18 protein-coding genes and 2 riboswitches are annotated in these 17,686 nt (G+C 71.4%); of the genes, 7 read left to right on the top strand and 11 right to left on the bottom strand.

Going from position 1 to position 17,686, the window contains the following annotated elements; genetic code table 11:
* Nucleotides 1–3: 3 nt before the first annotated feature.
* Both Q343_RS0102080 and Q343_RS0102075 read right to left on the bottom strand, forming a co-directional pair.
* Nucleotides 4–2,148 carry an acyl-CoA dehydrogenase family protein gene (locus Q343_RS0102080; protein ID WP_081829564.1) on the bottom strand — a complete coding sequence of 715 codons (2,145 nt, stop codon included), beginning with the start codon at nt 2,146–2,148 and terminating at the stop codon, nt 4–6.
* Entirely contained in the window at nt 2,148–2,852 is a 705-nt protein-coding gene (locus Q343_RS0102075; protein ID WP_043109149.1) for a TetR/AcrR family transcriptional regulator, read from the bottom strand. The genes Q343_RS0102080 and Q343_RS0102075 overlap by 1 nt, the downstream gene beginning before the upstream one ends.
* A 171-nt stretch (nt 2,853–3,023) precedes the next feature.
* Here Q343_RS0102075 and Q343_RS0102070 point away from each other — a divergent pair, with 171 nt between their 5' ends.
* The 4 genes from Q343_RS0102070 (at nt 3,024) to Q343_RS14780 (ending at nt 6,985) form a co-directional block, all read left to right on the top strand.
* Nucleotides 3,024–4,463, top strand: coding sequence for an acetyl-CoA C-acetyltransferase (locus Q343_RS0102070; RefSeq protein ID WP_081829563.1), 1,440 nt, complete (start codon nt 3,024–3,026; stop codon nt 4,461–4,463).
* Nucleotides 4,464–4,466: 3 nt separating this feature from the next.
* Nucleotides 4,467–5,840, top strand: a complete 1,374-nt coding sequence (locus Q343_RS0102065) for a 3-oxoacyl-ACP reductase (protein ID WP_029251931.1) — start codon at nt 4,467–4,469, stop codon at nt 5,838–5,840.
* Entirely contained in the window at nt 5,837–6,745 is a 909-nt protein-coding gene (locus Q343_RS0102060; protein WP_029251930.1) for a MaoC family dehydratase, read from the top strand. The genes Q343_RS0102065 and Q343_RS0102060 overlap by 4 nt, the downstream gene beginning before the upstream one ends.
* 66 nt (nt 6,746–6,811) lie before the next feature.
* Nucleotides 6,812–6,985 carry a CsbD family protein gene (locus Q343_RS14780; protein WP_081829562.1) on the top strand — a complete coding sequence of 58 codons (174 nt, stop codon included), beginning with the start codon at nt 6,812–6,814 and terminating at the stop codon, nt 6,983–6,985.
* Nucleotides 6,986–7,088: 103 nt separating this feature from the next.
* Here the strand turns inward: Q343_RS14780 and Q343_RS0102050 are convergent, their stop codons facing one another.
* On the bottom strand, nt 7,089–8,492 hold the full coding sequence (locus Q343_RS0102050; RefSeq protein ID WP_029251929.1) for an aminotransferase class V-fold PLP-dependent enzyme: 1,404 nt from the start codon (nt 8,490–8,492) through the stop codon (nt 7,089–7,091).
* Nucleotides 8,493–8,523: 31 nt separating this feature from the next.
* Nucleotides 8,524–8,639: riboswitch (SAM riboswitch) on the bottom strand.
* A gap of 112 nt (nt 8,640–8,751) precedes the next feature.
* Nucleotides 8,752–8,847, top strand: a riboswitch (SAM riboswitch).
* A 5-nt stretch (nt 8,848–8,852) separates the two neighbouring features.
* Here Q343_RS0102050 and Q343_RS0102045 point away from each other — a divergent pair.
* The 3 genes from Q343_RS0102045 to Q343_RS0102035 all read left to right on the top strand — a co-directional run bounded on the left by Q343_RS0102045 (nt 8,853) and on the right by Q343_RS0102035 (nt 11,703).
* Nucleotides 8,853–9,302: a rhodanese-like domain-containing protein gene (locus Q343_RS0102045; protein ID WP_029251928.1), complete on the top strand. Its 450-nt coding sequence runs from the start codon at nt 8,853–8,855 to the stop codon at nt 9,300–9,302.
* Nucleotides 9,299–10,576, top strand: a complete 1,278-nt coding sequence (locus Q343_RS0102040) for an O-succinylhomoserine sulfhydrylase (protein ID WP_029251927.1) — start codon at nt 9,299–9,301, stop codon at nt 10,574–10,576. Before Q343_RS0102045 ends, Q343_RS0102040 begins: the two co-directional genes overlap by 4 nt.
* Nucleotides 10,577–10,656: 80 nt before the next feature.
* Nucleotides 10,657–11,703 carry an LLM class flavin-dependent oxidoreductase gene (locus Q343_RS0102035; protein ID WP_029251926.1) on the top strand — a complete coding sequence of 349 codons (1,047 nt, stop codon included), beginning with the start codon at nt 10,657–10,659 and terminating at the stop codon, nt 11,701–11,703.
* 73 nt (nt 11,704–11,776) lie between these two features.
* Here Q343_RS0102035 and Q343_RS15055 read toward each other — a convergent pair whose 3' ends face one another.
* The 8 genes from Q343_RS15055 to purS form a co-directional block, all read right to left on the bottom strand.
* A complete protein-coding gene (locus Q343_RS15055) occupies nt 11,777–12,295 on the bottom strand; it encodes a hypothetical protein (protein WP_155990602.1) in 519 nt (172 codons plus the stop codon).
* 137 nt (nt 12,296–12,432) lie between these two features.
* The gene (locus tag Q343_RS0102025) at nt 12,433–12,945 is read right to left on the bottom strand and encodes a hypothetical protein (protein WP_155990601.1); all 513 of its coding nucleotides are present in this window, start codon (nt 12,943–12,945) and stop codon (nt 12,433–12,435) included.
* Between the two features lie 119 nt (nt 12,946–13,064).
* Entirely contained in the window at nt 13,065–15,230 is a 2,166-nt protein-coding gene (locus Q343_RS0102020) for a hypothetical protein (protein ID WP_029251923.1), read from the bottom strand.
* Nucleotides 15,227–15,499: a hypothetical protein gene (locus Q343_RS14385; protein WP_155990600.1), complete on the bottom strand. Its 273-nt coding sequence runs from the start codon at nt 15,497–15,499 to the stop codon at nt 15,227–15,229. Before Q343_RS14385 ends, Q343_RS0102020 begins: the two co-directional genes overlap by 4 nt.
* Before the next feature lie 112 nt (nt 15,500–15,611).
* On the bottom strand, nt 15,612–16,142 hold the full coding sequence (locus Q343_RS14380; RefSeq protein WP_052366778.1) for a GNAT family N-acetyltransferase: 531 nt from the start codon (nt 16,140–16,142) through the stop codon (nt 15,612–15,614).
* A 10-nt stretch (nt 16,143–16,152) separates the two neighbouring features.
* A complete protein-coding gene (locus Q343_RS14375; protein WP_052366777.1) occupies nt 16,153–16,656 on the bottom strand; it encodes a GNAT family N-acetyltransferase in 504 nt (167 codons plus the stop codon).
* 1 nt (nt 16,657) lies between these two features.
* Complete coding sequence (gene purQ, locus Q343_RS0102000; RefSeq protein WP_029251919.1) at nt 16,658–17,368, bottom strand: phosphoribosylformylglycinamidine synthase subunit PurQ; 711 nt, start codon at nt 17,366–17,368, stop codon at nt 16,658–16,660.
* On the bottom strand, nt 17,368–17,628 hold the full coding sequence (gene purS, locus Q343_RS0101995; RefSeq protein WP_029251918.1) for a phosphoribosylformylglycinamidine synthase subunit PurS: 261 nt from the start codon (nt 17,626–17,628) through the stop codon (nt 17,368–17,370). Before purS ends, purQ begins: the two co-directional genes overlap by 1 nt.
* Between the last annotated feature and the right edge of the window lie 58 nt (nt 17,629–17,686).

The raw sequence follows: 17,686 nt of genomic DNA, 5'->3' as shown, positions 1-17,686 counted from the left end.
GCGTCAGCTCGGGTTCGGCGTGGACCCGTCGCGTGCCGCGCTGGAGTCGGTGGCCGGCGCGCCCTTGGGCTTGCCCTTGCCGTCGCGCCCGCGCAGCGACTTCTCGCTGACCGGGGCGTCACCGGAGGCACGCAGCGCACGGAAGTACGCGCGAGCCTCGTCCTGGCGCTCCGCCTCGATGCCCGAGGCGATCGGCGCGCGCAGGTGCTCCTGGCCGAAGCCCCAACCGTCGACGAGGTCCTGGGCGTGCGGGCGCAGACGCGTGAGCAGCCGCTCGATGTAGCTCGTGACGGTCCGGGCGCGCTGCGCCGAGATGCGGCCCTCGATGAGGTACCAGGCGAGGTTGCGCTCGACGAGGGTGAGGCCGAACAGGTCGCGGACCCGCGTCAGGACGGCGCGCGTCCCCTCGTCCTCGATCGTCGACAGCGCCTGGGTGAAGGCCTCCCAGCGCAGCAGGTCGGCGTGCGCCTTGGCGGCCTCGACGAGCTCGTACTGGTGCGCGTCGAAGATCGCCGCAGCCTTCTCCGGGCTCGCCTTCTGGGCCGGACGCAGCGCCATCGCGACGGCCTCGACCATCGCGTCCACGCGGTCGGTCAGCAGCGCGCGCTGCGTCTCCTCCTCGCGCAGGTGGCCCGCGGCACGGCGTGCGGAACCCTGGTCCGTGAAGTTCTGCACCGCACGGCGCAGACCGGTGCGGTGGTAGGCCGCGTCGGCAGCGCGCTCGACCACGAACCGGGCCATCCCGCCCGGCGTGATGCCCTTGAGCTCCTTGGCGTAGTCGGCCAGCAGGCGCTTGCCGACGAGCTGCAGCAGCACCGTGTTGTCGCCCTCGAACGTCGCGTAGACGTCCATGTCGGCGCGCAGCGAGGTGAGCCGGTTCTCCGCGATGAACCCCGCGCCGCCGCAGGCCTCGCGGGCCTCCTGGAGCGTGTCGAGCGCGAACCGCGTCGAGGTCGCCTTGAGTGCGGCGGCGGTCGTCTCGAGGTCCTCGCGGGTCTCCGGCGTGTCCTCCTCGCCCGAGAACACCGAGTGGAAGAGGTCGAGCAGACGATCGTGCGCGAAGTGCGTCGCGTACGTCTCGGCGATCGCCGGGATCAGACGACGACGGTGCGTGCCGTAGTCCATGATCGTGACCTCGTCGATCGGCGAGGCGCCCGTGAACTGGCGGCGCTGGTTGCCGTAGGTCACGGCGATCTGCAGGCCGAGCTTGGAGGCGTTGGAGGCCGCGCCGTCGAGCGAGACACGGCCCTGCACGAGCGAGCCGAGCATCGTGAAGAACCGGCGTCCGGGGCTCTCGATCGGGGAGGTGTAGGTGCCGTCCGGGGCGACCTGGCCGTAGCGCGCGAGCAGGTCCGTGCGCGGGATGCGCACGTGCGTGAAGTGCAGCCGGCCGTTGTCGATGCCGTTGAGGCCACCCTTGAGGCCGTCGTCCTCGCCGCCCACGCCGGGCAGGAAGTCGCCGGCGCTGCCGTCGGGACGGGTCTCGCGGATCGGCACGTAGAAGCAGTGCACGCCGTGGTTCACACCGCGGGTGACGAGCTGGGCGAAGACCGTGGCCGCCGTCGCGTGCAGTCCGGCGTTGCCGAGGTACTCCTTCCACGCCGCGCGGAACGGCGTGTGGATCTCGAACTCCTCCGTCTCCGGGTCGTACGTCGCGGTGGTCGCGATGCTCGCGACGTCGGAACCGTGACCGATCTCCGTCATCGCGAACGCGCCGGGAACGGTCAGGTCCATGGCGTCGGGCAGGTAGCGGTCCTGCTGCGCCTCGTCGCCGAGGTGGAGGACGGCGGAGGCGAAGAGCCCCCACTGGACGCCGGCCTTGATCTGCAGCGACGGGTCGGCCGCGACGAGCTCCTCGAACCCGGCGAGGTTGCCGCCCGGGTTGTTGCCACCGCCGAGGCGCTCGGGGAAGCCGAGGTGGACCTGGCCGATGGCGGCGAGCTGGCGGCACTGGTCGAGCACGCGCTCGCGGTGGTCCTCCTTGCTCAGACCCTCGATCTTGTGGAAGGCGGACCTCCCGGCGGTGGCCCGGGCCTCGCGCCGCAGGTCGGCCCAGCGGCCCAGCAGGTGCTCCTGCAGCGCGGCGACGTCGATGCGCGATTCCGTGTCGTCGGTGGTCTCGACGGCGGTGTCAGACATGGTGGTCATCAGTGCTCCCCAGGGGTACTCGGGTGGTGGTGCGTGGACGCGTCGTCCCCGCGGGTGGGTGAAAAGAGGCCGACGGGGCCGAACCACAGCCAGTCGGCGACCTGCTCGGTGAGCTCCTCGCGGCTCGGTGTCCCGGGCTCGTCGCGGTGGTGCAGCCACCACTCGCCCGTCCCGCGGACGAATCCGACGGCGCCCGCGGCCCAGACGGCGGCGGTCCCCTCGGAGACGTGCGCGGCCTGCGCGAACGGCTGGGCGACGAGCTCGGTCACGGACTCGAGGAAGGCATCGAGGGGCGCCTTGGCGGGCCGGCCCTCGACGTCGGTGCCCGCGACGACTCCGGTGCGCATCACGAAGTGGTAGACGTTCGGCGACTGCTCGACCATCTCGAGGTAGACCCGGACCATGGCGCGCAGCGCCCGCTCCGGGGTTCCGGCGGCTGCCGCCGCGGTCGCCAGGGCGTCGTGCATCGCCTCGCCGACGGAGTTGCCGACCGCGACCTGCAGGCCCACCTTGTCGTCGAAGTACCGGTAGATGATCGACTTGGATGTGCCCGAGGCGGTGGCGATCTCGTCCATCGACACGGCGGGGCCGTTCTTGTGCACGACCTTGCGCGCGGCATGGACGAGCTCGGCGCGGCGTGCGGCGCGGTGGTCGTCCCATCGGGTGGAGCGTCCGTCCACCGTGGCAGGCTGGTTGTTGCCCACGCGTTCCTCCTGCTGCCCGACGTCGGTGTCGTCCCTACGCTGGGCACGCAGGGAGGGAGCCTGTGACTGGGCTCACCTGGAACCGAGAGTATCAGGTACTGTGGGTCTTGGACACCTCGTGAGGCGCCATCCCGCCCCGAGGACGACAACCGACGCAAGGGAGCCCAGGCTGTGGCCACGAGCAAGAACCAAACGACACCCCCGGCAGCAGAGGCCGTCATCGTCGGCGGCAACCGAATCCCCTTCGCCCGCGCGGGAGGCAAGTACTCCTCCGCGAGCAACCAGGAGATGTTCACCGCGGCGCTCGAGGGTCTCGTCGCCCGGTACGGACTGCAGGGCGAGCGCATCGGCGAGGTCGTCGGTGGCGCGGTGCTGAAGCACGCCCGGGACTTCAACCTCGTGCGCGAGTCCGTCCTCGGCTCGTCGCTCTCCTCCCAGACACCCGCGTACGACCTGCAGCAGGCGTGCGCGACCGGCCTCGAGGCCGTCGTCACGATCTCCAACAAGATCAAGCTCGGCCAGGTCGAGTCCGGCATCGCCGGCGGCACCGACACCGTCTCGGACGCCCCCATCGCCGTCAGCGAGGGCCTGCGCCGTGCACTGCTCGCGGCCGGCCACGCCAAGACGCTCGGCGCACGCCTCAAGGCGTTCGCGGCCATCCGTCCCGCCGACATCGCACCGCTGACGCCGAGCACCGACGAGCCGCGCACCGGCATGTCGATGGGTGAGCACCAGGCCGTGACGACCGCGACGTGGGGCATCACCCGCGAGGCGCAGGACGAGATCGCGCTGGCGAGCCACCAGCACCTCGCCGCCGCGTGGGACTCCGGGTTCTTCGACGACCTCGTCACCCCGTTCCGCGGGCTGACGCGGGACCAGAACCTGCGTGGCGACAGCACGATGGAGAAGCTCGCCGGGCTCAAGCCCGTCTTCGGCAAGAACCTCGAGGGCACCGAGCCGACCATGACGGCAGGCAACTCGACCCCGCTGACCGACGGCGCCTCCGCCGTCCTGCTCGCCTCGCGCGAGTGGGCCGCCGAGCGCAACCTGCCCGTCCTCGCCAAGGTCGTCGACGCCGAGACCGCCGCCGTCGACTACGTGCACGGCCACGAGGGCCTGCTGATGGCTCCCGCCCACGCCGTCGCGCGGCTGCTCACCCGGCAGGAGCTCACGCTCCAGGACTTCGACTTCTACGAGATCCACGAGGCCTTCGCGTCGACCGTGCTCACCACGCTCGCCGCGTGGGAGGACGCCGACTACTGCCGCACCGAGCTCGGCCTCGATGCCCCGCTCGGCTCGATCGACCGCGAGCGCCTGAACGTCAACGGCTCGTCGGTCGCCGCGGGACACCCGTTCGCCGCCACCGGCGGGCGGATCGTGGCCACCGCGGCCAAGCTGGTCGCAGAACGAGCCGCCGAGACCGGCAGGCCCGCACGCGCGCTGATCTCGGTCTGCGCCGCCGGCGGCCTCGGGGTCGCGGCGATCATCGAGTCCGCGGCCGACGGCTCGGTCTCGACAGGCTCGACCAGCGCGACAGGCTCGACCAGCGCGACAGGCTCGGTCTCGACAGGCTCGACCAGCGCGACCAGCACCACCGGAACGGAGGCGTGAACCATGGCTGACTCCTACCTCAAGGCCGTCAACTCCGGCGTCACCAAGACGCTCGCCAAGAAGCTCGGCCTGCCGCGTCCGGCCGTGCTGCGCCGCTGGGCGCCGGGCCAGCCGCTGACCACGGGCCCGGTGCTCGTCGTCGGCGGGCGCCCGGGCGTGGAGGACGACGCCGACCGCGTCGCCGCCGCACTGCTCGGCTGGGACCTCGACGTCCGCCAGGTGCCCGCGGGCTCGACGCCCGACCCGGCGCTGCGGTGGGGCGCGATCGTCGCCGTCATGACCGAGGCCCAGAAGCCCACCGACCTCTCCGAGACCGTGCTCGCGATCGGCGCGAACCTGCGCAACCTCGCCGGCAACGGCCGGGTCGTCACGATCTCCCGTGCCACCGTGGCCGGTGACGCCCCGGCGCTCTCCGCGACCCGCAACGGCGTGGACGGGTTCCTGCGGTCGCTCGCCAAGGAGCTGCGCGGCGGGGCCACGGGCAACGGCATCCAGCTCACCGAGGCCGCGCAGGTCGGCGACCCGTCGGTGCTGGCCGCGCTGCACTTCTTCCTCTCCAGCAAGTCGGCGTTCGTCGACGGGCAGCTGCTGAAGGTCGGTGACGGCCCGTCCTGGGACGCCACGGACTTCGACTGGACGCGCCCGCTCGCCGGCCGCGTCGCCGTCGTGACGGGCGCGGCCCGCGGGATCGGGGCGGACGTCGCCCGCACCCTGTCTCGCGACGGCGCGCACGTCGTCGTCGTCGACGTCCCCGCCGCGGGTGACTCGCTCGCCCGGGTGGCCAACGAGGTCGGCGGTACCGCGCTGCAGCTCGACGTCACCGCACCCGACGCCGGCGCGCGGATCCTCGAGCACGCCCGCGCCCGCCACGGCGGCCTGCACGTCCTCGTGCACAACGCCGGGATCCTGCGGGACAAGCTGCTCGCCAACATGAAGCCGGAGAAGTGGGACGCCGTGATCGCGGTGAACCTCGACGCCCAGCTGCGCATCAACGAGTACCTGCTCGGGGCGAACGGCTTCTCCGAGAACCCCCACATCGTCTCGCTCGCCTCGACGTCCGGGATCGCCGGGAACCGCGGGCAGACGAACTACGGGTTCTCGAAGGCCGGTGTCATCGGGCACACGCGTGCGACTGCACCGCTGATCGCCGCGGTCGGCGGCACGGCCAACGCCGTCGCCCCGGGGTTCATCGAGACCGACATGACGGCCTCCATCCCCGCGATCGCACGGCAGGTGGCGCGTCGCGCGTCCTCGCTGCAGCAGGGCGGTCAGCCGATCGACGTCGCGGAGGCCATCGCGTTCCTCGCGTCGCCGGGCTCGACGGGCGTCAACGGCCAGGTGCTCCGCGTGTGCGGGCAGAACCTGGTGGGCCAGTGACCGTCGAGGAGCTCGGGCAGATCCCACCGCTCGGCGGGTCGTTCGTCCGTGGCGCGTCCGGCTCGGGCGTCGCCGCGGCGCGGCGCGTGCTGCCCGGGTCGGACGCGCCGCAGACCACCACGCTGCCGGACACCACGCTGCGGGTGGCAGAGGTCTCCACTTCGGGCGACGACGTCGCGCGCCGCCTGGCCGAGTACGAGCGGCTGGTCGGCGAGCGCCCGAGCGAGACGATGCCTGCCGGGTTCCTTCACGTGCTCGGGTTCCCGCTCGCGACGGCCCTGATGGTGCGGCCCGAATTCCCGCTGCCGCTGCTCGGCATGGTCCACGTCGAGAACCACGTCAGCCTTTTCCGTCCCGTCGAGCTCGGCGAGTCGGTGACGGTGACGGCCCGGGCGGAGGGCCTGCGCGGTCACCGTCGCGGGACCCAGGTCGACCTGGTCACCGACGTGACGGTCGTCGGGGACGACTCCCCCGCGTACACGGGCGTCTCGACGTACCTGGCCAAGGGTGTCCACATCGCCCCGGCTCCCGAGGAGACGGAGCGACCCGAGTTCGTCCCGCCGCTCCCCACGGCACGGTGGCGGCTCGACGCCCGGGTCGGCAAGGCGTACGCGACGGTCTCGGGCGACCGGAACCCCATCCACGTCTCGGTGCTCGGCGCCAAGGCCTTCGGGTTTCCCCGCACCATCGCCCACGGCATGTACACGGCCGCGCGCGCCCTGGCGCAGGTCGGGCCGGCGCGGGGCGACGCCTACGACTGGGACGTGCAGTTCGCCCGTCCGGTCGTGCTGCCCGGCGTCGTGGACGTCTCCGTCCGGCCGGGCACCGACGGCGTGTGGTCCATCACCGGATGGAACGCGCGCAAGCGTCTGCTGCACCTCAACGGGTCGGTGACACCACGCTGACGGTCTCGGCGTGCGAGTTCCGCACGACCTCCTTACGGTCGGTCTCACCGACGAAAGGAGCAGCACATGGGTATCGGCGACAAGATCTCGAACGCAGCAGAAGACGCTCAGGGCAAGATCAAGGAGGGCGCCGGCAAGGCGTCCGACAACGAGCGTCTTGAGGCCGAGGGCAAGGCCGACCAGGCCTCCTCCGACGTCAAGCAGGCAGGCGAGAAGGCCAAGGACGCCTTCAAGCACTGACGCTGACCACGACGGCCCCCACCCGCTGCGGGTGGGGGCCGTCGTGCTGCCAGGTGAGGGTGCGAGACCGGGCGGCGCCGGACCGTCGTTTCGCCGCTCGCAGCTACTCCGGCACCGGGCCGCATCCGGCGGACTCGGCGACGAAGCCGGCCGCTGCCGTGGCGAAGAGACCGGAGAGCCCAGAACCGGCGGGCACCGGACGAGGGTCGTCGACGACGGTCCAGCAGCCCTCCACGACGGTGTACTCCACCTGCGTGCCCTGGGCGACGAACGTCTCGAGGGCACGGATCAGGCGCTCGACCTCCTCACCCGCGGTGCCGACTCCGACCGAGGCGCGGATGGCCCCGCCGGTCAGACCGAGCCGTGAGAGCAGCGGGTGGGCGCAGAACCGTCCGTCACGCACACCGATGCCGTGCTCGGCCGAGAGGTAGGCGGCCACGAAGCCGGGGTCGTGCCCCTCGACGGCGAACGTCACGACACCGACCGGGTCCTCGGCGTCGGGCCAGAGGCTGACGACCTCGACCCCCTCGATCGCAGACAGGCCGTCGACGAGGCGCCGTCGCAGCACGGCCTCGTGCTCGGCGAGCTCGGCCGGGTCGACGGCCGCGAGCGCGTCGCAGGCCGCCGCGAGCGCCACGGCGCCGATGACGTTGGGCGACCCTGCCTCGTGGCGGGCCGGTGCGGACTGCCACCGGGTCTCGTCGAGCCCGACCTGACGCACGGCCCCGCCGCCGGCCAGGTAGGGCGTGCCCGAGTCGAGCCAGTCGCGGCGGCCGACGAGCGCGCCCGCGCCGAACGGCGCATAGGTCTTGTGGCCGGAGAATACGATCCAGTCGGCGCCGCTCCGGGCGAGCGAGACCCTGCGGTGCGGGACCAGCTGGGCGCCGTCGAGGACGACCCGGGCTCCGGCGTCGTGCGCGATCTTGACGACGTCCACGAGGGGCAACGACTCCCCCGTGACGTTCGACGCCGCGGTGACGGCGAGCAGGACGTAGGGCGTCCGCGCGAGCTCGGCCCGCAGGGCCGCGAGGGTGCCGGAGACCGTCGGTGCGGCGGTCAGCACCGTCGCGCTCCCGCGCTGCCACGGCAACAGGTTGGCGTGGTGCTCGAGGTCGAGCACCAGGACCCGACCGGGCAGGCCGTCGGGCCCCGCGGGGACGCAGCCGGCGAGCAGGTTCAACGAGTCGGTGGTGTTGCGCGTGACGACCACGACGTCGTCCGGCCGTGCGCCGACGAAGTCGCCGATGGTGTGCCGGGAGGCCTCGTACAGGGCGGTCGAGACCTGCGAGAGGTACCCGGCACCGCGGTGCACGCTCGCGTACAGCGGCAGCACCTCGGCGACGCGCTCGGCGACGCTCGCCAGGGCGGGGGCCGAGGCGGCGACGTCGAGGTTGGCGTACCGGATCGGGGCGGCACCGACCCGCGGGACGAGGGTCTCGGCGCCGGTGACGGGGAGCACGGGGTCCAGGTGGTCACAGACCGTGGTCCCGAGAGTTGGTGCGCTCACTGCAGTCCTCCAAGATCCGGGACGCCGCGGCGTCCCACGCTTGCCGCGCACCACCTGGTGAACGGCCGGGTCGTCACCCGGGGCACCCCACCGTGGGAGGAGGGTTGCCGGCCAGCAAACCGGGGTTTCGCGCTGGCACTCATGACCTGCCTCCAAGAATGGCGAGCCGGTCCGGGCCTGTCAAAAGGCGATCTCGCATCGTGGGCATCAAATCTGAGACGGCGTGTTGACGCCGGTCCGCGGTGACGTACGATCCCTCCAACCATCCAGAGCGGCTGAGTGACTTGGCACGATGACGCCGCAGCAACCCCCCTGGCCCTCAGGGCGCGGGTGCTACCGCCACGACCGATGGAGGAGCTCATGAGCACCCCGGACATCCGACCCGCCGACGGCTTTGCCGGTCACATCACCCCCCAGGACGCGTGGCAGATCCTCGCCACCGACGAGCGTGCGGTGCTCGTCGACGTCCGCACCGAGGGCGAGTGGCGCACGATCGGCGTCGCCGACGTCTCCTCGCTCGACAAGGAGACCGTGTACACCCCCTGGGTCACCCAGCTCGGCCCGAACCCGCACTTCCTCGACCCCATCCTCGAGGCCGGCGTGACGCCGGGCGACGGGCGCACCCTCGTGTTCCTGTGCCGGTCGGGCAACCGCTCGATCGGTGCCGCCGCCGCCGCGACCGCGGCCGGTCTCGGCCCCGCGTACAACGTGCTCGAGGGCTTCGAGGGCGACGCCGACGCGCTCGGCGTCCGCAACCAGAACGGGTGGCGCGTCGCCGGCCTGCCGAGCACCACGTGGACCTCCGCATGAGCGCGCCCTACGGGTCCGTCGCGGGCCCCTCGGGCCCCGGCGAGGTGCCTGGAGGCCGTGCCCGCGGGCCTCTGCCCGCGAGCGCCCGTCCGGCGACGCTCGCCGTGCGCGGAGGGCACCGCCGCTCCGAGTTCGGCGAGACCAGCGAGGCGCTGTTCCTCACCCAGGGCTACGCCTACGAGTCGGCCGCCGAGGCTGAGGCCGCCTTCACCGGCGACGCCGACCGTTTCATCTACTCCCGGTACGGCAACCCGACGGTGCACACGTTCGAGGAACGGATGCGCCTGATGGAGGGGGCCGAGGCCTGCTTCGCCACGGCGACGGGGATGTCGGCCGTCTTCACGTCGCTCGCGGCGATCGTCGGCCAGGGATCGCGCATCGTCGCGGCCCGCGCCCTCTTCGGCTCGACCCTTGTCATCTTCGACGAGATCTTCGCGCGCTGGGGTGTGCAGACCGACTACGTCGACGGTCACGTCCTCTCCCAGTGGGAGGAGGCGCTGTCCACGCCGGCGGACGTCGTCTTCTTCGAGACCCCGTCCAACCCGATGCAGGACATCGTCGACGTCCGTGCGGTCTGCGACCTCGCGCACCGTGCGGGTGCGCTCGTCGTCCTCGACAACGTGTTCGCGACACCGCTGATGCAGAAGCCGCTCGAGCTCGGTGCCGACGCCGTGGTGTACTCCGCGACGAAGCACATCGACGGCCAGGGGCGGGTTCTCGGCGGCGCGATCCTCGGGTCGTCGGACTACATCGACGGCCCCGTGAAGACGATGATCCGCAACACCGGCCCGTCGCTGTCGCCGTTCAACGCCTGGACGCTGCTCAAGGGCCTCGAGACGCTCGACGTCCGGGTCCGCGCGCAGAACGCCGCGGCCCACCGGCTCGCCGAGCAGCTCGAGTCGCTCCCCGGGATCGCGGCCGTGCGCTACCCGTTCCTCGACTCACACCCGCAGGCCGACCTGGCCCGCGCGCAGCAGACGGGCGGCGGGACCGTCGTCACCTTCGACCTGGACGTCCCCGACGGCACGGACCCCGAGACGGCGAAGAAGCGGTCGTTCCAGTTCCTCGACGCACTCCGCGTCGTCGACATCTCGAACAACCTCGGCGACACGAAGTCCCTGATCACGCACCCGGCGACGACGACGCACCGCAAGCTCGGCCCGGACGGCCGCGCGGCCGTCGGAATCGCCGAGACGACAGTTCGTCTCTCGGTCGGGCTCGAGGACCCCGCGGACCTGATCGAGGACGTCGAGCAGGCGCTCGCCGCGGGCTGACGCGATCACCGCCCGGGGAGCCGCGCGAACGTGACGGACGAGACGGAACATCGGTGCCGAGCCCGGCGTTGTACCCGGCGATGACTACCACGCCGCGCCTCTCCGTCCTCGACCTCGTCCCCGTCCGCACGGGCCAGTCCAGCGCGGAGGCGATCCACGCCTCGCTGTCGCTCGTCCAGCTCGCCGACCGCCTCGGGTTCGAGCGCTACTGGTTCGCCGAGCACCACAACATGCCGGCCGTGGCGGCGTCGACGCCCCCGGTGATGATCGCTGCGGCCGCCTCGCGCACCGAGCGCATCCGCGTCGGCTCGGGCGGCGTCATGCTGCCGAACCACTCCCCCCTGGTGGTCGCCGAACAGTTCGCGGCCCTGGAGGCGATCGCCCCCGGGCGGATCGACCTCGGCATCGGGCGGGCACCAGGCTCCGACCCCGTGGTGACGTACCTGCTGCGGGCCACCGGGCCGACGTCGGACGTCGAGAAGTTCCCCGAGCACGTCGACCAGATCCTCGCCCTCACCTCGCCCGACGGCGCGAGCCTCCGCCTGGGCGACGGCAAGGACTACCACGTGCGCGCGACCCCGGCCGCGACGAGCGCACCGACGGTCTGGCTGCTCGGGTCGAGCGACTACTCGGCTCGTCTGGCCGCCGAGCAGGGGCTGCCCTACGCGTTCGCCTCGCACTTCTCGGGCCAGGGCATCGACGGCGCGCTCCGCCTCTACCGCGAGAACTACCGGCCGAGCGAGGCCTTCCCCCGCCCGACGACGTTCCTCACCTTCAACGTCTCCGTCGCCGACGACCCCGACGAGGCGCACGCACGCGCACTGCCTCAGCTCCGCTCGATGGCCCGCCTGGTGACCGGCAAGCCGATGGGCCCGCAGGAGACCGTCGAGCAGGCGCAGGCCACCCCGCTCGACGCGGCCGGTGAGCAGGCGATCGCGTCGATGCGCGACCGCTGGGTGATCGGCACGCCGGCCGAGGCCGCCGGCCGCCTGCGCGGCCTGGCCGACCGGTACGAGGTCGACGAGCTCATGCTCGTGCCCGTCTCCGGATCGCGCGAGTCCGACCCGATGGACGCCGCCCCGGGCCGGGCCGCGACCCTCGAGCTGTTGGCCGACGCGCTGCGCTGACAGCCCGGCTACCCGGACGCCACGCTCCGCCAGAGTGGCGTCCGGGACCGCTCGACCGACGCGGCTTCAGGCCTCACGCCGACCCGTCCCACAGCGGATCGACCTCGATGTTCTTGCCGTCCGGCCCCACGATCTCGTCGTACTCCAGACTCCCAAGATCAGACTTCTGCGGCGGATCAACGAACTGCGGTATCGACGCCCCGGCAGCAGAACAGTCCTCCACCCCTCCACTGCCGAGATACTCATACCCGTCCTCGGAAGTTCTCAGGCGTGTCTCAACGACTCGGGCAGGCCATGTCTCGACCGAGACGGCACCATCTTCGAGCCGGTAGTAATCACCAGATGACCGGCATGTACGGATCAGCCAGCTCCCTTCCGCCTCCTCGATCGACAGCACCGTCATCGCAGCCGGGCGGGAGAGGAGAAGGTCGTCGCCGATGTGAACCCTGGAAGCACGCTCACGGGCCTGTGACCCGAGTGACGAGTCTCCAAGTAGTTCTCTTGCTCGCGGATCCGCGAAGTTCCCCGAGTTCCACGAGGCAGCACCGTAGAGATTGCGCTCCCAGACAGTCCGGACACGCGGATCGTCCATCCATTCAGGCTCCCCATCAGGCCACTCCACCTCCACCGGCAAGGGCCGCGGCTCCGGACTGCACGCCGTCAGCGTCGCCGCACAAGAAGCCGCGACACCGACGACAAGAGACCAACGAACCCACCGCCGTATCGGACTCACCAGCTCCACGACTCCTCCGGCTCGATGTTCTTGCCGTCGGGGCGGACGATCTCGTCGTACTCCAGACTCCCAAGATCAGACTTCTGCGGCGGATCAACGAACTGCGGTATCGACGCCCCGGCAGCAGAACAGTCCTCCTCCACCCCGCTACCAACGTCTTCGTACGTCTCACCGGAAACCTTCAGACGCGTTTTAACGACGCGGGCGGGCCACGACTCCACCGTGACGACGCCATCCTCGAGCCGGTAGTACTCACCGGAGGACCGACACGTGCGAATGACCCAGTACTCGCCCGACTCCTCGATCGACAACACCGTGATCGCAGCCGGGCGGGAGAAGAGAAGGTCGTCGCCGACGTAAACCTCTGCAGCACGCGCGCGAGCGCGCGACCCGAGAAACGAGCTCCCGAGCAGCTCCGCCGCTCGCGGGTCCGAGAAGTTCCCCGAGTTCCACGACGCAGCGCTGAGAAGATCACGCTCCCACGTCAGGCGAACCCTGTCGTCATCCATCCATTCAGGCTCCCCATCAGGCCACTCCACCTCCACCGGCAAAGGCCGCGGGTCCGGGCTGCACGCCGCGAGGGCCAGTACGGACGCGACGACCAGGCATGCCGACGTGCACCTTCTTCTCATCTGTCCTTTCCTTCCGCATGGAGGTACGCCGAGTCGTACGAGTCGTTGTGATCACTGACGATGTCGTCGATGACGCTCGCCGTCCCCTCGCCGGATGGTCCGAATGCCTCAGGACCGAGGCGTTCGACGTAGGCCTCGAGTGACGAGCGAAGTGCCGCTTCGATCTCGACCTGATCCGCGGCCTCCTGCGCCAGTGCTTCGCCATGCCTCGTCGCAACGAGGTCCGCGAGGCAGTCGCTCGCCGCACCAGCGCTCAGCGACAGCACATACCCCCCCCCGGCGAAACCACCGCGAACGGGCGCCGCCCCGGCAGCCGTTGCTCCCGCACCGAACATCTCACGGACACCGTCGTCGTAACGGACGGCGACCGCCGCGTCGTTCCCCGCTGATGCTCCACTGAGGGCACCACTGAGCGTCGTGATGCGATCAATGGCGGCCCGGGCATCGACGGGATTGGTAGGGTCCAGGCCCGCCTCGATCGCACGCTCCTCGTACTGGAGGATGTAGGGGCGAAGCGCGCCGGAAGGCGCCGTCGGGTCGCCTCCAACGACGGCGAGAAGCCGCTTCACCTCGCTGTCCTCGATCACAGGGATGGCCACGGGATGTTCTGACCCGAGGATCGCGGCTTTCTTCCAGTATCGACTTTCCATCACCTGTCCCGCGAAGTTGCTGGTCAGCGGATACTCCACAAGTGCAGGAAGGTGGACGCCAACCGCGTGGGCGAGCTCCTGCGAACCCGCCGTGGAGACGTTCTCCCCGAAGAGCTCCTGGTTCGCGGCAAGTGCCCGGACGACAGCGCTCGTCACACTCGCGACACGTTCGCTGGCAGCGTCGTCGGTCCACCCGTCGGCAGGCCCGCCGCTCGCACGGCTCGCCCCGCCCCAGAGTGCGGCGGGGCCCTCGAACCCGTCCCCGGTCCGCGACCAGTCGCGGGTCTCGAACCAGTAGGAGATCCGGTCGTCGTGGACGGCATCCCCGTCGCCCGCCCAGAGCCAGTCCAGGGCGGCGTCCGGGTACTGCCCGAGTGTCTGGAGGATCCTGCCCGCCGCGTCGTTGACTCGCGCACCTTGGGCCCTGTCTCCGGTGAGCCCGCCGACCCCGGAGAGCGACATCTCCGACCATCCACCGGACCAGGCTCCAGGCGTCAACCGCTCGATCCTGTCCGCCTCGGTCGCGGCAGCGGTCGCGAGCTCCGCTCCGAGGGGCGCATTCTCGACGTCGGCAAACAGGTACCCGATGGCCGCGACTCCGCCGGTTGCGGCGGTGTACTCGTTCATCAGTGTCCCGGTGAACTTCTGCGCCTCCGCCGTGGACCAGTCGGCGGAGGCCGTGCTCAGAGCGGATCGCACTGCCGCTGCGAGATCGACCTGACCGGCGTTCGCGGCCTCGTCGACGAGCCGGACGGTCGCCGCGCCGCCGAGCTCGGCAAAGACGCGGTCCACGACGTCGTCGTCGGTCTTCCACCTCACGAGCAGCACCTCGAGGTCCGCACGCTGCTGTGCCTCCGCGTCGCCGGATGCCACGGTGGTCGCCAGTTCGAGGATGGCCCGGGAGGCTCGTTCATCCGTGAGCTCGTCGACGGTGTCGATCCCGAGGCGGGTCAACGCACTGCGTGTCGCGGTCCAGGCAGGCGAGATCCCTGCCTCAAGGCCCTCGCAGAGCGCGGTGTCCGCGCAGCGACGATCGTCGAACAGCCCTCGCAGAGCCGTCCATGCGTCGTCCTGGTCTTGTTCGGCGTCCGCCTGCACGCGGGCGCGGACCATGTCTCGGGTCGCCGGTTCGTAGCACTGCAAGGTCCCGGTGTACTCGGGGTCCCCGTAGAGCCGATTCAACGTGAGCTCGGCAGAGTCCAACCGTTCGCGCCACGGCTCCGCCTGGCGGGAGATCTCCTCGACCGCGTCGACGTAGACCGTCACCGCAGATGCTGCTCGGTCGTACCAGCCAGACAGGCGATCGGCTGCGTACCGCTGGGTCGAGACCTCGACGCGCCACGCCTCACCGCTCTCCCCGGCCCAGGCGTCCGTTCCCGTGTCGTCGACGGATCGCCCGAGCGCAGCGCGCAGGTCATCTAGCTCCTCAGCCCGCGCACGAAGAGTTGCGTGCAGATCGAGCAGAGTGGACAGGTCCCCGGCATCGGGACGGCGGTCCGACGCGTACGTCACGACACCACTCGCGCGAGCTGAGCATCAGCATCGTCGATCTCGTCTGCCGCGTCGACGGCCCGGCCGACAAGCTCGACGACTCGGTCCTGGAACTGGCGCAGATCGAGCGTCGCTCGCAGAGCGAGGTCCGCAGCGGCGCGCTCGACCGCCTGACTGCCGCATCCCTCGGCTGAGACGTCAAGACGCGTCGACAGCGCGGTCGCGCCACCTCGAAGCACGGTCGCGGCGTCCAGCACCACGCCGCGATCGAACACCAGATCTGCCCCCATGGCCTGAACCCTTCCCCCGAGCGTCGCGACCGAAGGTACCAACGTCAGTGCCAGTGCAGGATCACTATCCACAGGCCCGGCGACGACAGCGGCGGTCCGCTGTGCACGCCGGTCAGAGAGGCTTGGCGAAGCAGAGCGCCGGCCCGTACATGTCGTACGGCGGCGTGGAGAAGCGGTCGTAGGGCGGGTACGGCTCGACGGGGCGGAACCCGTGCTGACCGTAGGCGGCGATCGCCTCGGGCTGCGACGGCCCCGTGCCCAGGACGAGGGACGTCGCCCCGCGATCTCGTGCCGCGTCGACGAGGTGCGCCAGGAGCATCGAGGCCACCCCACGTCGTCGGGCACCGGCCCGGACGAAGACCCGGGTCACCTCGAGCGCTCCCTCGGGAGCACCGACCTCGGGAGTGCGCAGCGCGGCATGCGCGGCGGGTCGGCCGTCGACGTCCGCGACCAGGGTGAGGAGAACGGCCCGACCGGTCGCGGCGTCGTCGGCGTCCCAGGCGGGCCGACTCGCGAGATGTCCGAACAGGAGCGGGTAGAGGCGGAGATCGCTCTGCTCGGTGAACTCACGACGCAGGCCGACGGCCTCGGGTGCGCCCCACGGGACGGCGCGAATCTCGGTCGTGCCGCCCGGCTTCAGCACGCCGTCCTCGTCACAGCTGCTTGGCGAAGCAGAGTGCGTCGCCGAACGAGTCGTACGGCGGGTACGGCGTGATCGGTGCGTACCCGAGGTTCACGTACGCGGCCGCGGCGTCCAGCTGGAGCGGACCGGTCCCGAGGACGACGGACGCGAACCCCTGCTCGCGGGCAGCGCTCTCGGCGGTCTCGACGAGCCGGGTGGCGACGCCCGCCCGTCGCGCCCGGTCCCGGACGTAGACCTTGGCGAGCTCGACCGACCCGGCGGGTGCGCCGTCGTCCGGGGCCCGGAGCGCCGCGTGCCCGACCGGGACCCCGTCGCGGAGCGCGACCAGCGTCAGCACGACGGCCCGCCCGATCGCCGCGTCGTCGGCGTCCCACACGTCGCGGGGCGCGAGATGGCCGAACCCGTCGGGGTAGAGCCGCAGGTTCGTCCGCTCGAAGAACTCCCGACGCAGCTCCACCGCCAGCGGGTTGGACCACGCGACCTCGCGGATCCGTGTCCCCGGGTCGGTGACCACGTCAGGCGTGGACGAGCGAGCTCAGGATCGAGGTGAAGAAGCCGAGCCCGTCGACCCCGGCGCGCGCGCCGTCGGCGGAGTCCGGGCCGAAGCCCTTCTCGACGGCGTGCTCCGGGTGCGGCATGAGTCCGACGACGTTGCCCGCGGCGTTCGTGACCCCGGCGATGTCGCGGCGCGACCCGTTGGGGTTGCCACCGAGGTAGCGGAACGCCACCCGGCCCTCGGCCTCGAGCTCGTCCAGCGTGCGCTCGTCGGCGACGTACTGGCCGTCCTGGTTCTTCAGAGGCACCGTGATCGTCTGGCCCGCGGTGTAGTCGCGCGTCCATGCGGTCTCGGCGTTCTCGACCCGCAGCTGCTGGTCACGGCACACGAAGTGCAGGTGGTCGTTCTTGATCATCGACCCCGGCAGCAGGTGCGCCTCGGTCAGGACCTGGAAGCCGTTGCAGATGCCGAGGACGGGCAGACCGCCCTTCGCGGCGTCCACGAGGACGTCCATCATGGGTGCGAAGCGACTGATCGCCCCGGCGCGCAGGTAGTCGCCGTACGAGAACCCTCCGGGGAGCACGACGGCGTCCACACCCTGCAGGTCGGCGTCGCCGTGCCAGAGGGAGACCGGCTCGCCGCCGGCCAGGCGCACGGCACGCGCCGCGTCCCGGTCGTCGAGCGTGCCCGGGAACGTGACCACGCCGATGCGGGCGGAGTCGAGAGCCATCAGGCGGTCTCCTCCGAGGCGTCGGCCACCCGGACGACATCCTCGATGATCGGGTTGGAGAGCAGCGTCTCGGCCGCCTCGCGCGCGGCGGCGAGGACCTCGGGCGTCACGGCACCCTCGACCTCGAGCTCGAACCGCTTGCCCTGCCGGGCCCCGGTGAACTGGGTGAATCCGAGGCGCGGCAGCGCCCCGACGACAGCCTTGCCCTGCGGGTCCAGGATCTCGGGCTTCGGCATGACCTCGACGACGACGCGTCCCACGGTGGCTCCTCGAGCGCTCGGGATGGTGGCGCCTGGCCACGGACACCACCACGGGGGC

The sequence above is a fragment of the Paraoerskovia marina DSM 21750 genome, assembly GCF_000701465.1.
Taxonomy (GTDB): domain Bacteria; phylum Actinomycetota; class Actinomycetes; order Actinomycetales; family Cellulomonadaceae; genus Paraoerskovia; species Paraoerskovia marina.
This window is presented reverse-complemented; position numbering and strand designations above follow the sequence as displayed.

Excerpts from the sequence above, each read along its gene's own strand:
- Q343_RS0102080 (WP_081829564.1), bottom strand. The coding sequence starts at position 2,148 with ATGACCACCATGTCTGACACCGCCGTCGAGACCACCGACGACACGGAA.
- Q343_RS0102065 (WP_029251931.1), top strand. The coding sequence starts at position 4,467 with ATGGCTGACTCCTACCTCAAGGCCGTCAACTCCGGCGTCACCAAGACG.
- Q343_RS14780 (WP_081829562.1), top strand. The coding sequence starts at position 6,812 with ATGGGTATCGGCGACAAGATCTCGAACGCAGCAGAAGACGCTCAGGGC.
- Q343_RS0102045 (WP_029251928.1), top strand. The coding sequence starts at position 8,853 with ATGAGCACCCCGGACATCCGACCCGCCGACGGCTTTGCCGGTCACATC.
- Q343_RS0102040 (WP_029251927.1), top strand. The coding sequence starts at position 9,299 with ATGAGCGCGCCCTACGGGTCCGTCGCGGGCCCCTCGGGCCCCGGCGAG.
- Q343_RS0102035 (WP_029251926.1), top strand. The coding sequence starts at position 10,657 with ATGACTACCACGCCGCGCCTCTCCGTCCTCGACCTCGTCCCCGTCCGC.
- Q343_RS15055 (WP_155990602.1), bottom strand. The coding sequence starts at position 12,295 with ATGGACGATCCGCGTGTCCGGACTGTCTGGGAGCGCAATCTCTACGGT.
- Q343_RS0102025 (WP_155990601.1), bottom strand. The coding sequence starts at position 12,945 with ATGGATGACGACAGGGTTCGCCTGACGTGGGAGCGTGATCTTCTCAGC.
- Q343_RS14385 (WP_155990600.1), bottom strand. The coding sequence starts at position 15,499 with ATGGGGGCAGATCTGGTGTTCGATCGCGGCGTGGTGCTGGACGCCGCG.
- purQ (WP_029251919.1), bottom strand. The coding sequence starts at position 17,368 with ATGGCTCTCGACTCCGCCCGCATCGGCGTGGTCACGTTCCCGGGCACG.